The organism is Bradyrhizobium sp. NP1 (assembly GCF_030378205.1).
In the GTDB taxonomy this organism is placed as follows: domain Bacteria; phylum Pseudomonadota; class Alphaproteobacteria; order Rhizobiales; family Xanthobacteraceae; genus Bradyrhizobium.
Genome location: NZ_CP127385.1, coordinates 1,311,889 through 1,325,440, shown reverse-complemented (window position 1 = coordinate 1,325,440; position 13,552 = coordinate 1,311,889). Strand labels below are relative to the sequence as shown.

General features: G+C 64.4%; 11 protein-coding genes. 3 read left to right on the top strand and 8 right to left on the bottom strand.

From position 1 onward, the window contains the following. Positions 1-4 precede the first annotated feature (4 nt). Positions 5-196: a hypothetical protein gene (locus QOU61_RS06295; RefSeq protein ID WP_289657252.1), complete on the top strand. Its 192-nt coding sequence runs from the start codon at positions 5-7 to the stop codon at positions 194-196. A gap of 120 nt (positions 197-316) precedes the next feature. On the opposite strand, the gene QOU61_RS06290 is transcribed toward QOU61_RS06295, so the two are convergent. Continuing rightward, on the bottom strand, positions 317-1,063 hold the full coding sequence (locus QOU61_RS06290) for an SDR family NAD(P)-dependent oxidoreductase (RefSeq protein WP_289657251.1): 747 nt from the start codon (positions 1,061-1,063) through the stop codon (positions 317-319). 120 nt (positions 1,064-1,183) lie between these two features. Here QOU61_RS06290 and QOU61_RS06285 point away from each other — a divergent pair, with 120 nt between their 5' ends. After that, positions 1,184-2,086, top strand: a complete 903-nt coding sequence (locus tag QOU61_RS06285; protein ID WP_289657250.1) for a LysR family transcriptional regulator — start codon at positions 1,184-1,186, stop codon at positions 2,084-2,086. Between the two features lie 22 nt (positions 2,087-2,108). Here QOU61_RS06285 and QOU61_RS06280 read toward each other — a convergent pair whose 3' ends face one another. The 4 genes from QOU61_RS06280 to QOU61_RS06265 form a co-directional block, all read right to left on the bottom strand. Further along, entirely contained in the window at positions 2,109-2,882 is a 774-nt protein-coding gene (locus tag QOU61_RS06280) for an enoyl-CoA hydratase-related protein (RefSeq protein ID WP_289657249.1), read from the bottom strand. Further along, positions 2,879-3,328 (bottom strand): MarR family winged helix-turn-helix transcriptional regulator, encoded by a 450-nt coding sequence (locus QOU61_RS06275; RefSeq protein ID WP_289657248.1) that lies wholly within the window; start codon positions 3,326-3,328, stop codon positions 2,879-2,881. The genes QOU61_RS06280 and QOU61_RS06275 overlap by 4 nt, the downstream gene beginning before the upstream one ends. A gap of 105 nt (positions 3,329-3,433) precedes the next feature. After that, on the bottom strand, positions 3,434-3,700 hold the full coding sequence (locus QOU61_RS06270) for a metal-sensing transcriptional repressor (protein WP_289657247.1): 267 nt from the start codon (positions 3,698-3,700) through the stop codon (positions 3,434-3,436). A gap of 132 nt (positions 3,701-3,832) precedes the next feature. Next, the gene (locus QOU61_RS06265; RefSeq protein ID WP_289657246.1) at positions 3,833-4,720 is read right to left on the bottom strand and encodes a LysR family transcriptional regulator; all 888 of its coding nucleotides are present in this window, start codon (positions 4,718-4,720) and stop codon (positions 3,833-3,835) included. A 375-nt stretch (positions 4,721-5,095) separates the two neighbouring features. On the opposite strand from QOU61_RS06265, the gene QOU61_RS06260 reads away from it, so the two are divergent. Then, positions 5,096-6,880: a patatin-like phospholipase family protein gene (locus QOU61_RS06260; RefSeq protein ID WP_289657244.1), complete on the top strand. Its 1,785-nt coding sequence runs from the start codon at positions 5,096-5,098 to the stop codon at positions 6,878-6,880. 263 nt (positions 6,881-7,143) lie between these two features. Here QOU61_RS06260 and QOU61_RS06255 read toward each other — a convergent pair whose 3' ends face one another. The 3 genes from QOU61_RS06255 to phnY all read right to left on the bottom strand — a co-directional run bounded on the left by QOU61_RS06255 (position 7,144) and on the right by phnY (position 13,543). Then, the gene (locus tag QOU61_RS06255; protein ID WP_289657243.1) at positions 7,144-10,497 is read right to left on the bottom strand and encodes an AAA family ATPase; all 3,354 of its coding nucleotides are present in this window, start codon (positions 10,495-10,497) and stop codon (positions 7,144-7,146) included. Between the two features lie 171 nt (positions 10,498-10,668). Further along, positions 10,669-11,985, bottom strand: a complete 1,317-nt coding sequence (locus tag QOU61_RS06250; protein ID WP_289657242.1) for an MFS transporter — start codon at positions 11,983-11,985, stop codon at positions 10,669-10,671. Positions 11,986-12,094: 109 nt separating this feature from the next. Next, the gene (gene phnY, locus QOU61_RS06245; protein WP_289657241.1) at positions 12,095-13,543 is read right to left on the bottom strand and encodes a phosphonoacetaldehyde dehydrogenase; all 1,449 of its coding nucleotides are present in this window, start codon (positions 13,541-13,543) and stop codon (positions 12,095-12,097) included. Positions 13,544-13,552 lie beyond the last annotated feature (9 nt).

Here is a 13,552-nt window from a genome sequence, read left to right as displayed (position 1 = left end):
CGTCATGGTTCACGCGTATCGACCGGCAATCCGGAATGAAGATGGCGTTCCGTTGCCGATGTGTGAGGACGACACCGGGTTCGACGCAGATGTCGACAACCAGATGGTGTCGCTGCTCGAGGAAAATGCCAGGTTGCGGGCGCTGGTAGTCCAGCTTTCCGACCTGGTCTTGAAGAAAGTGCTCGAGGGGAAGTAGCTGGCTTGCGCAGCGCCTCGACACGCCGTCGACAGGTTTCTTTAATCAATTACACCGCGGGCATCGCGCCTTGTCGGCGCGACGCCGCCTGACGATTGACGTTAGAGCATTTTCCACGACCTATAGTTTCGAACCGCCGTCGACGCGGACGCTGTCGCCGTTGATCCATCGCGCTTGGTCGGAGCCGAGGAAGGCTACGACGTCGCCGATATCGTCGGGCTGCGCGATCCGTTTCAGGGCCTGCATGCCGAGTGCGAAGTCGCGCCCAGCGTCGGTCCTGGCGAAACTCGACATGTCGGTCTCGACCACGCCCGGCGCCACCGCGTTGACGCGGATGCCGCGCTCGCCGAGCGCTGCGGCAAGGTGCCTGACCAGCGTATCGATCGCGCCCTTGGTCGCCGCATAGGCCGAGAGATGGCCGACCGAGGCGTGGGCGGCGAGCGAGGACACCAGCACGATGCTGGAGCCGCTCTTGAGGATCGGCAACAATTGCTGGACCAGGAAGAACGGCGCGCGGACGTTGACCGCGAACAGGTCGTCGAAATCGGCGAGCGTGGTCTCCTCGATAATCCCGGGCCTCGATATGCCGGCGTTGGACACCAGGATGTCCAGACGCTCGCCGACGATGGCGCGGACTTCCTTCGCGAGCGCATGCGGTCCTTCCGGCGCAGCCAGATCGGCCGCGATCGCCTGCGCCCGTCCGCCGCTGTTGCGGATTTCCGTCACCACCGCCTCGGCCTCCGCGCGGCCACGGCCGTAATGAACCAGAACCTGCGCGCCGAGCCGTGCCAGCGCCAGCGCGCTGGCGCGGCCGATGCCGCGCGACGCGCCGGTGACGAGAGCGGTCTTGCCAGAGAGATTGGTCATGATGAGCCTCCATGAAGCATGGCCCATGCCATGCTGATGGCGTATGATCTAGGTCAGCCTTGAATAGGCTAAAAAGACTTTGTAGGATTGCTTCCATGCCTAGTGGGCATGGAATGGGCCATGGAACTGCGCCATCTCAGATATTTCGTGGCGGTGGCCGAGGAGGGCAGCCTGACGGTTGCCGCCGAACGGCGGCTGCACACCTCGCAGCCCTCGCTGAGCCGGCAGATCCGCGATCTCGAATACGAGGTCGGCGCGCCCCTGCTGACGCGCAGCGTGCATGGCGTCGAACTCACGCTCGCGGGAAAGGCCTTTCTCGATCATGCGCGGCTGGCGCTGTCGCAGGTCGAGGCGGCGCGCGAAGCGGCCCGGCGCGCGGCGCGGCCGGAGAAACCCGCTTTCGGGCTCGGCTTCCTGACCGGCCAGGAAATGGACTGGCTGCCTGAAGCCATGCATGTGCTGCGCGACCAGTTGCCCACGGTCGACGTCACCGTGACGAGCGAATATTCGCCCGCTCTGGCCGAGGCGCTCATGCGCGGCCGGCTCGACCTTGCCTTCATGCGGCGCGAGCTTGACGCCACCGATCTCGTGTTCCGCACCGTGACGAAGGAGCCGCTCCTCGTCGTGCTGCCGAGCGACCACCGCCTCGCCGCGGGTGAGAATGTCGAGTTGCAGGCGATCGCAGGCGAACCCTTCATCAACGTGTCGGACACCGCTCCGGCGCTCCACGTCGTCATCGACGACTATATCCGCAAGTCGGGCCTTTCGATTACGAACGCGCACCAGGCCGACAACCTCGCGATGGCGATCTCGCTGGTCGCTTCCACCCGCGGCTTTGCGCTGATGCCGCGCTACGCGCTGAACTTCCTGCCCTGGTCGGTGGTCGGCCGCCCGGTGAAGGGCACGCCGCCCACCATCGACCTCGTCGTCGGCTATCACAAGGCGAACACCTCGCCGACGCTTGGGCTGTTCCTGTCGAAGCTCGATACGCTGATCGGCCGCGTGGCGAATCGCTCGCGGTGAGCGGTCCCTTTCGCGTGCGGTCTCAGCCGGCGAGCTTGGCGAAATCCGGTGGCCGCTTCTCGGCAAAGGCGGTGAACGCCTCGCGCGCTTCGGCCGTCTTCAACCGCTCCGCAAAGCAGGCGCTTTCGGCCGCGATCTGCGCCGTCAGCACCGCCGGATCACGCATCAGCCGCTTCATGGCGGAGAGCGAGCCTGCGGGCTGTTTCGCAAGGCGCGCGGCGACCGCGGCCGCTTCCGCATGCAGCCTGTCCCGCGGCACCACGCGATTGGCGAGCCCGAGACCGTGCGCCGTTTTCGCGTCGAGCGGCTCTCCGAAGGCAAACATCTCATAGGCTCGCGCATAGCCGAGCCGCATCGGCATCAGGATCGTCGAGGCGGCTTCCGGCACCAGCGCCAGGTTGATGAACGGCGTCGACAGCAGCGCATCGTCCGCCAGCAGCACAATGTCGCTATGCAGCAGCATCGTGGTGCCGACGCCGACCGCGCGCCCCTGCACCGCCGCGACCAGCGGCCGGCTGGCGCGCGCCAGCGCATCGAGGAACCGCGCGACATGGCGCTCGCCCTTGAAGGCGCCGGTCGCGATCGCAGCGAAATCGCCGACGTCGTTGCCGGAGGTGAACATGTCGCCCTCGCCGCGGATCACGATGACGCGGGCGGCGGGATCAGTCTCGGCGGCGACCATTGCGTCGGCCAGCGCGCCGTACATGGCGTTGGTCAACGCGTTCTTCTTGTCGGGCCGCGCCAGCATGAGGGTAAGGATATTGTCCTTGCGTTCGATCTTGACGTGCTCGGTCATGCGTCTTCTCCTTTCGGGAATTTCTCCTGGAAACTGGTCAGCCAGCGCGCGACGATCGCGATCTCGGCGTCGCTGAAACCCTCGGCCAGCCTTGCGTTCAATTCGGCTGCGTTGACCTTGGCGCGTGCCAGCGCGCGGCGTCCCGACGGTGTGAGCCAGAGCCGCGCGGCGCGTCCGTCGGCGGGATCGGCGCGCCTTTCGATCAGCTCCGCCTCCACCATGCGCTCAGCAAGCCCGCTGATCCCGGGCATGCCGAGATCGAGCGCAGCGCCAGCTTCGCCCATCAGCGCACCGTCGTTTCGACCCAGCACGAACAACAGGCCCGCCTGCGCCGCCGTCACGCTCGAGGGCGCCCGCGTGGCAAGAAAGCGCTGCAGCCGGCGCTGCGCCACGTTGAGCAGGAAGATCAGCCGGTGGTCGGCCGCCGGCCTCGAGTTAGTTCGCATGCGAAGTATTTAGCCGATAATGATGCCCCTGTCACGCGCAAAAGTGGCGACAGGCCTGGCCGGGATCGACGAACAGCGCCGCCCATCCGCGCGGGCGAGCGGCGCTCAGAGATATTTCGCGATCAGCTTGAATTCCTTCAGCGGAGCCCGGCCGGCGCTGCCCGCCGCCTTCAATGGCGGCTCGATGCATTGCGCAATGTGGTCGTGGATCAGGGCCTTCTTCGCATTGTCGATGGCGCTTTCGACCGCCTGGAGCTGCTGGGCGATCTGCACGCAGGGGCGGCCCTGTTCGAGCATCTCGATGATGGTCTGAAGGTGGCCGTCGGCGCGCTTCAAACGCCTGATGATGGCGGGGTGGTTCTCGTGCGGCAAGCTGTCCTCCTATCCCGCCGGCAGGATACCAGCGATCCCCCCGGGTGGATAGCGCCGCCCGCCCGACGCCGAACCTGCTCGCGGCGCGCATGACGGCTCATCAGACCGGCCGGCGCTGCGCTCGCGCGCGGCCTATTCCCGCCTGAACACATCCTTGCTGGCCCGCACCTCCTGCAGGATGTGATCGATCGCCGCGCGGACACGGGCGACATCCTTCAGATCGGCATGCGTGACGATCCAGTAGGTCCTGTCAAATCGAACGTCCGGCAGCACGAGCTGCAACTGCGGATCGCGGTGGGCGGCGTAGTCGTGCAGGATGCCGATCCCGGCGCCGCTGCGGACCGCCTCGAGCTGGCCGACCGCGGTCGAGCATTCCAGCCGGCTGAAGGACGGCCCGTAGAGCTCGGGCATGAAGGTGAGCTGATCGGCGAAGATCAGATCGGGCACATAGGTGATCAGGCAATGCCGCGACAGCTCGTCGGTCGTGGCCGGCACTCCATGCCGCTCGAGATAGTGCCGCGAGGCATAGAAATGCAGCGAATAATCGACGAGCTTGCGCGCCACCAGCCGCCCCTCCGCCGGCCGCTCGATGGTGACGGCAAGGTCGGCCTCGCGCCGGGACAGCGAGAAGCTGCGCGTGATCGGCACGAGCTGGATCGTCAATCCGGGATGGCGGGCCTTCAGCGCACCGAGCCGCGGGCAAAGAAACAGCGTGCCGAAGCCGTCGGGCGCGGCGATCCGCACCGCGCCGCCGACCTCGACGCCGGAGCGGGAGAGATCGCCATGCACCTGCAGGATCTGCGATTCGAGCTCTTCCGCCGTCTGCAGGAAGCGCTCGCCCGCCGGCGTCAGCACGCAACCGGTCCGCTGCCGGTCGAACAGCCGCGCGTTCAGCGACTTCTCGAGCGCCGTGATCCGGCGGCCGACGGTCGCCGTGTCGACCCCCATCCGTGCGGCAGCCGCGGAAAACTGTTCGGCACGAGCGACGCTCAGGAAGAAGCGGATATTGTCCCAGTCCATTTCACGCGATCATAGGCGGGCGCGCAGCAGCAGGTAAAGGCCCTGCCTTACGGCCGATTGCGGGCGGGCTTGCGCATTCCTTCGCGGATTGTCAAGGAGCCCCCGGACATCGCGAGAGGACGCAATGAATGCCTGCGTGCTGGCCGCACCACGTCCTCGCATGCGGCAAGCAAGCAGCACGCGAGGAAACAGCGCGGCATCAGCGCGCGATTCCGGCGTCGGTCCTGGCAAGCGATCCGACGTCTGCATCTGTCGCAGCTTCGAACGGGCATCCGTGCTGAAACACGAAGCGCCTTGCTCGTGATATGCCGACCAGGCCGGGCACTTGCGTCAGCCCCGCTGCCATATTCAATTTGGCACACAACCTGTGCGCTCATGGGTCGCTTCCCAATTGTTGCGAAAGAAACTAGTGTTCGGGACACGAAGTTCGCATCATTACGCGGCGGGTTTTGCGACCTTCTGGTCCGAAAGGACGCCCAGCAAATTTGTGATTCCCGTGTGGTTTTGGTTCGGAAGTTCGCTTGGCGAACTTGCGTCACAACCGAAGAGAACGTCCGAACCACCACGCCGGTCTGCCGCCGTTTCAGAAATCCAAACTTGGAGCGTGTATTCGATATTGTTTTGAGGAGCATCAAAATGCCAGCCAACGGAAAGCTGAAGAGAGCAATCACGCTTGGTGGTGGCGGACCGGCAGCCGGTCTGCACATCGGGGTCCTCGAGGCTCTTGCCGAACATCCCGAGATAGAGTTTGACGTTTGGGCCTTGTCCTGCATCGGCGCCTGGGTCGGCATCGTTCACAATCAGATCGATCCGGAAAAATTCAAGACCGCAAGGGAAAGAGCCGAACAGACCGCGCAGTTCTTCCGGAATGGCGTATTCCGCGACGATGAGAGCTACGAACGCTTCCCGATCAATACCGTGTTCGGACCGGATTGGGGCAGTGTGCGGAAGGCAATGAGCAGGTTCGTCAGGGACCCCAACAACTACAACGATTTCATATGGGACCCCTACAAGATCTTCGACAGTTTCCAGGACTCGCTTTCGATTCTGTTCGATCAGCTTCCCGACAAGGAGGACAAGAAGAAATTCCAGAAACTGGACGAGGGAGACATCAACAAATGGATCCTGAACCAGGTGATGGCGCCCAATCCCGTCGTCCGCTATCTGACCTCGATGATGTATCTCTCCCATCTCACCGGCCTTTCCAGGATCAACTATCCGGACAGCCAGTTCATGAAGAGCATCGATTTCGAGGCGCTCAAGGACAAGAAGAGGCCGACCATCTTTCACAACGCCTGGAATCTGGACGAGCAGAAGCTCGCCCTGTTCTGCAACCGCTCGATGAAGGACGAGGACTATGTCGGCGGCATCAACGCATCCACCCTGTGCGCCTGTTCGGCCCTGCCGTTCATCGAGGAAACCGTGGAGATGAACGGCAAGACATATTGCGAAGGCGCGCTGGTTGATACCGTCAACTTCCAGAGCCTGCTTGAGGAACATGCCGATCTCGACGAGATCTGGATCAGCCGGATCGTGGATACCAAGCAGATCCGCAAGCCCAAGAACCTGCACGACTCGCTGGCAAATCTCTGCCAGCTGTTCGCAGCGAGCGTCGGCGAAGACGACGTCAAGCTGTTCAAATACCACGTGAAGTGCGACGAGCCTCGCAAATGGACAGGCACCGTCGTCGAGATTCATGTGCCGGCGCAGATCAATTTCAAATGGAATCACAGCAACCTCGACCACGGGCGTGCCTTGGGCAAGGCCGCGGCGCGGGAAGCGATCGCGGCGTATGAAAAAGCCGGCCCGAAGAAGGCGGAAGAGATTCGCGCGGAGACCGGAAGAGCGCGGTTCATCAACGAAAATCCGGCAAAGGAACGAAAAGCACGGGCGAAGCTGGAAGCGATTCTGGCGCACGAAGGCATAGACAGGGAGCTGCTGCGGGAGGCAATTCACAAGGCCAAGCCCCGACTCAATCAGGAGCTGTTGTCGCAAAAGATGAGCTGGTGGGTCGATGCCAAGGGCAATCAGGTCCAGCCGAACGACAACGGCGAACTTCCGGACGGCGCGCTTCCCTATGCGGTGTTTGCGGCACGCAATCCGAAGGTAAGGGAGTTCTATGGCGAGCTTAACCCGGCCCCTGATCTGAGCCAGCTCTAGTGGAGCGGATTTGACGTTCGCTACCCATCTGCCGCGATCTTTTATGCGAACGTCAAATCCAAAGCTCCACTAGAACAAATAATTTGCTAGTGGTCCTTTGATTCTAACATTCGCAAAAGTGCCTCCCAAAGCGGGGAGCGAATGTTAGAATCGGACCACTAGGCAAGCGGATTTGACGTTCGCTACCCATTTGCCGCGATTCTGACATTCGCAAACGTGCCTCCCGGATGGGATGCGAATGTTGGAATCGGACCACCAGTCATTCAGCGCAGCCGGTCGAGCAGGGCCTTTGCCTGCCTGACGTCCTGCGTCTCGAGGCCCTCGGAGAACCAGCCGTGGATGGGCGCAAGCAGGTTCAGCGCATCCTGGCGCCTGCCCTGGTCCAGCCACAGCGCGGCAAGGTCCGTTGCCGCCCGAAGCTCGAGAGCCTTGGCCTGCTGGCTTCGTGCCACAACCAGGGCCTTGTTGAGCAACTGGCCGGCATCCTCCGGCAAACCGCGCAGGGTCAGCGTGCGCGCCTTCAACCGATACAGCTCGGCCTCGAAGATCCGTTCGCTGTTGCGGCTGGTGGTAACAAACCCCTGCTCGATCAAGGCGAGCGCCGCTTCGTACTCCCCGCAAAGAAGCAGCGCCGGGCACAGCAGTACGTCGAGCGCCGTGATCCCGAGCTGGTAGCCCGCGCCACGATACTCGTCCATGGCGGTCCGGATCTCCGCGACGGCGCGGGACGACGAGTCGAGCAACGTCGCGCATATGCCACGGACCGCCTGCGCCAATCCATGCCACTGCCGGAAGCCGTGCTCCTCCGACAGGGCGCGGCAGCGTTCCGCATAGCCCTGCGCGCGCGGTATCTCGCCGCGCAGCGCGTGAAGAACGGAGGCATAGTAGCAGGCATAGGCCTGCGAATGCGGATGACCGATGGCGTCGGCCCGCTGGATGGCGGCATCCATCCGCGCGATTGCCGCATCGAAATGGCCGAGCAGCCAGAGAACCCATGACATCAGCGCAAGGTCGGCGACGCCGGCATCCTGACCGGCCGCACGCGCAGCCAGCCGGTCTTCCTCGGAGCTCGCCTCGAACTCTGCGACCGCGCGCTCAATGGCTTCGCGGGCATCGATGAGCCGCCCCATGAACAGGCGGATCATGGCCTGCCCGCGGGTCGCATTGATCAACGCCGGCCGGTCGCCGCGCGTTTCGGCAAGATGAAGCAGGGCTGCGATGGTTTCCTGGGCGACCGGCAACTCGCCCCGGACGACGCTCGCGGTGGTCAGCCAGAACATGATCTGCAGCTGCTCGGGCGGGTCTCCGAGGCGCTCGCACAGCTCGCGCGCACGCGCGAAGGTCGCCACCGCCTTGTTGGAAGCCGGCCCCTGGGTGGCGATCAGGCAGGGTCCCAGCGCGAACTGAAAATCGAGCTCCATCCTGTCCTTGCGGGCGCCGGCTGGCAGGTGGGCTATGGCCTCGATGCCACGCTCGAGGTCGGCGATGGCTTCGAGGTTGGCCGAGCGCATGGTGGCCTTCCTGCCGGCCTGCAGCCAGTATCCTGCCGCCCTCTCGAACAGCCCCGCCTCGGAAAGATGATGCGCGACCGTTTCGGGTTGCGCCTCCACGATCTCCGGAAAGCGGTGCTCGAAGGCCTCCGCAATCATGGCATGCAGCCCTGCGCGCCGGCTCTTCAGAAGGCCCGAATAGGCAGCGTCCCGCACCAGCACATGCTTGAACGTGTAGACCGCCCGGGGGATCTCGCCCCGGCAAAATATCAGCTCGGACCGGACCAGCTGGGCAAGCGCCTCCTGAAGCCTCTCACCGGGCAGTCCGGCGACGATGCTCAACAGCTCGTAGGAGAACTCGCGCCCCACCACCGCGCCGATCTGGGCCACCTCCCTGACCGGAGCCAGCCGATCCAGCCGCGCCACCAGCGATGCATGCAGCGTCGTCGGTATCGCCATCGGCGGCAGCGGCCGGTTGAGGATGTACTGACCGTTGTGCTCCTGCAACAAGCCGGTTTCGAGCACCGTCTTTGTCAGTTCCTCGACGAAAAGCGGCACACCGTCGGTACGGGCGAGGATCTGGTCCATGACCTCCGCGGGGAGCGTCTTGCCGGCCGTCACGCGCTCCACCAGCGCTGCGCCGTTGCGCCGGTTCAGGCGCGTGAGCGAGACCGTCGTGACATGCGCATGGCCCGGCCAGGGCGGCATGAATTCCGGGCGCGCGGTGATCAGCACCAGCGCGCGAAGCTGTGGCACCCTTTCCAGGGTCATCGTGAGCAGCTCGAGCGACGTCGGATCCGCCCAGTGAGCGTCCTCGAAGGCGATGAAGACCGGCTGTCGCGCAGCAAGCACATTGAGCTGCTGCAAAAGCGCCGTCAGCGTCAGCTCCTTGCGCTTTTGCGGGCTCAGCTCCGGCAATTGGTAGCGGCTGCCGGTAGGGAGCGACAAAAGGCTCGCCAGAGGGGGCACGATCTGGTCCGCGGCAGCGCCGGATTGCACCAGCATCGACTCGAGCTTGGCGAACTTCACGTCCAGCAGGTCGGTTCGCTCGAACCGCGCAACCCGTTCGAGCTGCCGGATGAACGGGTAGAGCGCACTGTTCGTGTGGTGCGCCGAGCAGAAAAGGCGAACCGTGACGTGGGGCTCGGTTTCCTTGAGCCGCTCTTCGAGCGCGAGCATGATGTGCGACTTTCCGATGCCCGGCTCGCCCGTCAACACCACGGCGCTGCCCTCGCCGCGGGTCGCCTTCTGCCAGCGGCGCAGCAGCAGGTCGATCTCCTCGTCGCGCCCGATCGGGGGCGTCAATCGGGCCTTGTGCAGCGCCTTGAAGCGGCTCTCCACCCCGCTCGTCCCCAGCACCTCCCAGGCCGGCAACGGTTCCGCCCATCCCTTGAGCATGGCCGGGCCGACATTGCGGTACTCGAAATGGCCTTCGGTCAGCCGGCGCGTGGCCTCGCAGATCAGAACCGTGCCGGGCATGGCGAGCGTCTGCAGGCGCGCGGCCAGGTTCGGCGTCTCGCCGATCACCTCCTGCTCCTTGGCAGCGCCATCGCCGGTCACGTCGCCGACCACCACCATCCCGGTTGCGATGCCGACGCGAACCTGGAGCGCCGTGCCGATATCCGTCTTCAGGTTGGCGACGACCTCCACCAGCGAGAGCCCCGCGCGGATCGCCTGCTCGGCGTCATCCTCGTGGGCCCGCGGAAAGCCGAAATAGGCGAGAACGCCGTCGCCCATGTAGCGAGCGATGACGCCCTCGGTCTTGGTGATGACGTCGGCGATGCAGGCGTGGTAAGCGTTGATGACCGCGCGCAAGTCCTCGGGATCGAGCCGCACGGAAAGCGCCGACGAGCCGACCAGATCGCAGAACATGACCGTGAGTTGACGGCGCTCGGCGCCCTCCCGCGGAGCCGGCTTACCCGCCATCTGGGCCGCTGGACGGATGTCTCCGCGAAGCTCGGCGATCGCGCGCAGCATCTTGCGCCGGTGTCCCAGCAAGACGCCAAGGTCCTTCAGGTCCTGCTCGGTAAGATCGCTCAGGACCGAGAGGTCGATGGCGTTCTCGGCGAAACGCTCCGCGTACTCGCTCAAACCGATCGATGCCAGCCATTCCGCAGCGGTTGTCATGGCAGAACCTGTGGCTTCTGCCGTGACCATATCACGTTTGCAGGACATGCGAAGGGGGCGTCTGGTCGCGGGGCGTCTCCCGGGGAGCGCATGAAGAAAGCCCGCACGAGGCGGGCTTTCCAGTCGTCATCCATGCCCTCGCTTTCGACGGCGAGACGACGATGTTCGGCGTTACCTGCGAATGAAGGAGGCGACCGCAGCACTCAGCGCCGCGCAGACCGCGACCACCACGAACACCAGCGACGTGTCATGTTGAGTGTCCATGAAGTGGCCGATCAGCGGCTCGCCAAGTCCCGCGAACAGATAGGCGCAGAAGTTCATCACGCCGGTCGCGGTCCCCGCCCGCTTGTGCCCGACCAGATCGGGACACAACGCCCAGAACGAGGATTGCGGGCCATAGACGAAGAAGCCGCACAGGAAGAGAACCACCATCCCGAGATAAACGCTGCTGGTCGGGATCGTGTACATGTAGAGCGAGGTGATCGCCGCCAGCACCATGTAGAGCACGATGGCGGTGTAGCGGCGCGAGTTGAAGAACCTGTCCGACACCCAGCCGTTGCTGAAGGCGCCGAACGCCATGCCGACGGGGAGCGCGATGCTGATCCAGCGCGGATCGATCGCGGCGGCCGCGTCCGCCTTGGCCCAGTTTGCGCCAAGGAAATGCACGGGCACCCAGACCAGCAGTCCGTAGCGTGCGGCGTTCTGGAAGCCGATGGCGAGGCCGGCGACCAGAAGACGCCAGTTCGCGAGCACGGCCTTGTAGCGGGCAAACGAGCTTTCGCCATCGCTCGCGGCATCGGCCGCCTTGTCCGCGTCATCGGCATCGTCGTGTGGTGAGACAAAGCCCATGTCCTCGGGCCGTTCGCGCGCGACCAGGTAGAACGCGATGCCGCCGAGCAGGAGCAGCACGACCGGCAGACGGAAGATCCAGCGCCAGTCGAGCTGGAAATAGCCGACCACGATCAGCGAGGTCAGGAACGAGAGCACCGAGGCAAGGCCTGCTGCAAAGGTGTAGAGCCCGTAGACCGTGCCGCGCTCATGCCTGCCCCACCAGTTCGAGAGCAGGCGGCTGCCCGGCGCCCAGCCCATCGACTGGAAATAGCCGTTGATGCCCCAGAACACCGAGAGGCTGACGATGCCGGTGGAGAGGCTGGTCGCCCAGTTCATGATGAAGGACAGGATCGCGCCCGCGCTCATCACGCGGCGGCCGCCGAACTTGTCGCCGAGATTGCCGTTGATCGCCTGGCCGATCGCGTAGCACCATAACAGCGCCGCGCTCGCCCAGCCGAGCGCCGCCTTGCTGACGCCGAACTCGGCCTGGATGCCCGGAATGGCAAAGCCGAAAGTCTGCCGTCCCGTGTAGAAGAACAGATAGCAGAACATCGCCGCCAGCAGCATGCGCCACTGCGCGCGGCGAAACGACGTCGCCAGCTCCGGATTTTGCATGCCCACCGAGCCCGCGCTTGTCGGGCTGAACGTTATCGACATCTGAAAGCCTCCCACCCTTTTTGCGTTTCCAGTCCCGTTGTCGCTTCCGCACGCTTTCGTTGAGATCGGCTGGTGCGGTTAGAAGCTGTACGAATACCCGGCGGGCGCGTCAGGCCGGCCACGGCAGCGAATAGGTCTTCACATTGGTGAAGCTCTTCATCGCCTCGAGAACGCCCTCCTTGTAACCAAGGCCGGAATCCTTGATCCCGCCGAACGGCGACATCTCGATGCGATAGCCCGGCACTTCCCAGACATTGACCGTTCCGACGTCGAGCTCGTTGACGAAGCGCGTGATGTAATCGAGCCGGTTGGTGCAGACGCCGGACGACAGGCCGAACGCGGTCGAATTGGAGATCCGGATGACGCTTTCGATGTCGTTGGGCACCCGGATGATCGGGATCACAGGACCGAACGTCTCCTGCATCACGAGCTCACAAGTGTAGGGGACGCGATCGACCACCGTCGGCGGATAGAGCGCGCCCTTGCGGCCGTCGCCGTGCAGAAGCTGCGCGCCGTTGGCGACCGCGTCGTTCACCCGGCGCTCGAACTCCATCGCGGCCTTCTCATGGATGACGGTGCCGACGTCGACGCCCGGGTCCATCGGATCACCGCACTTCAAGATACGGGCCTTCTTGAGCACGAGCGCGGCGAAATCGTCGGCGACCGCCTCGACGCAGAGGATGCGCTTGACCGCGGTGCAGCGCTGGCCGGAATTCTTCGTGGCCCCGGTGACCGCGAGCTCGGCTGCCTTCTCCAGATCGGCATCTTCCATCACGATCAGCGGATCATTGCCGCCAAGCTCCAGCACGAGGCGCTTGTAGCCGGCTTTCGCCGCGATGTGCTTGCCGACCCGCACCGAGCCGGTGAAGGTGATCAGATCCGCATCCGGATCGGTGATCATCGCGTCACCCATGGAATTGGGATTGCCGGTCACGACCGAGAGCATTTCCACCGGCAGCCCCGCTTCGTAGAGCACGTCGGCGAGCGCCAGCGCCGTGAGCGGGGTCAGCTCGGTCGGCTTCAGCACGATGCGGTTGTTGGTGGCGATCGCGGGCGCGATCTTGTGGCTCACCATGTTGAGCGGATGGTTGAACGGCGTGATTGCCGAGATCGCGCCGAGCAGCGGCGTGCGCGTGGTGAATATCTTGCGCGCCTTGCCCTGCGGGCTGATGTCGCAGGAGAAGACCTCGCTGTCGTCCATGATCGCGAGCTGGCCCGCGAACGAATAGACGTCGTAGGCGCGGCCGGCTTCATAAAGCGAGTCCTTCCAGCACAGGCCGGACTCCGCGGTGATCAGCCGGGCAAACTCCTCCTTGCGGCCGGCCAGGATCTCGGCGGTGCGCAGCAGGATCTTCTGCCGCTCGTAGCGGGAGAGTTTTGGCTTGAACGCTTTCGCCTTCTCAAACGCACTGCGCACATGTTCCGGGCGTGCGGCCGGCACGGTGCCGATCACCTTGTTGGTAAACGGATTGAATACCTCCACGCGTTCGTCGGTATCGACCAGCGCACCCGCAATGCGCATCTGCTCGTGGCGAACGGCCTGGGCTTGAATGTTCATCGCGCGAAT

Bases quoted from the DNA above. Each gene is read 5' to 3' on its own strand.
- QOU61_RS06295 (WP_289657252.1), top strand. From the start codon at position 5: ATGGTTCACGCGTATCGACCGGCAATCCGGAATGAAGATGGCGTTCCG.
- QOU61_RS06290 (WP_289657251.1), bottom strand. From the start codon at position 1,063: ATGACCAATCTCTCTGGCAAGACCGCTCTCGTCACCGGCGCGTCGCGC.
- QOU61_RS06285 (WP_289657250.1), top strand. From the start codon at position 1,184: ATGGAACTGCGCCATCTCAGATATTTCGTGGCGGTGGCCGAGGAGGGC.
- QOU61_RS06280 (WP_289657249.1), bottom strand. From the start codon at position 2,882: ATGACCGAGCACGTCAAGATCGAACGCAAGGACAATATCCTTACCCTC.
- QOU61_RS06275 (WP_289657248.1), bottom strand. From the start codon at position 3,328: ATGCGAACTAACTCGAGGCCGGCGGCCGACCACCGGCTGATCTTCCTG.
- QOU61_RS06265 (WP_289657246.1), bottom strand. From the start codon at position 4,720: ATGGACTGGGACAATATCCGCTTCTTCCTGAGCGTCGCTCGTGCCGAA.
- QOU61_RS06260 (WP_289657244.1), top strand. From the start codon at position 5,096: ATGGGTCGCTTCCCAATTGTTGCGAAAGAAACTAGTGTTCGGGACACG.
- QOU61_RS06255 (WP_289657243.1), bottom strand. From the start codon at position 10,497: ATGACAACCGCTGCGGAATGGCTGGCATCGATCGGTTTGAGCGAGTAC.
- QOU61_RS06250 (WP_289657242.1), bottom strand. From the start codon at position 11,985: ATGTCGATAACGTTCAGCCCGACAAGCGCGGGCTCGGTGGGCATGCAA.
- phnY (WP_289657241.1), bottom strand. From the start codon at position 13,543: ATGAACATTCAAGCCCAGGCCGTTCGCCACGAGCAGATGCGCATTGCG.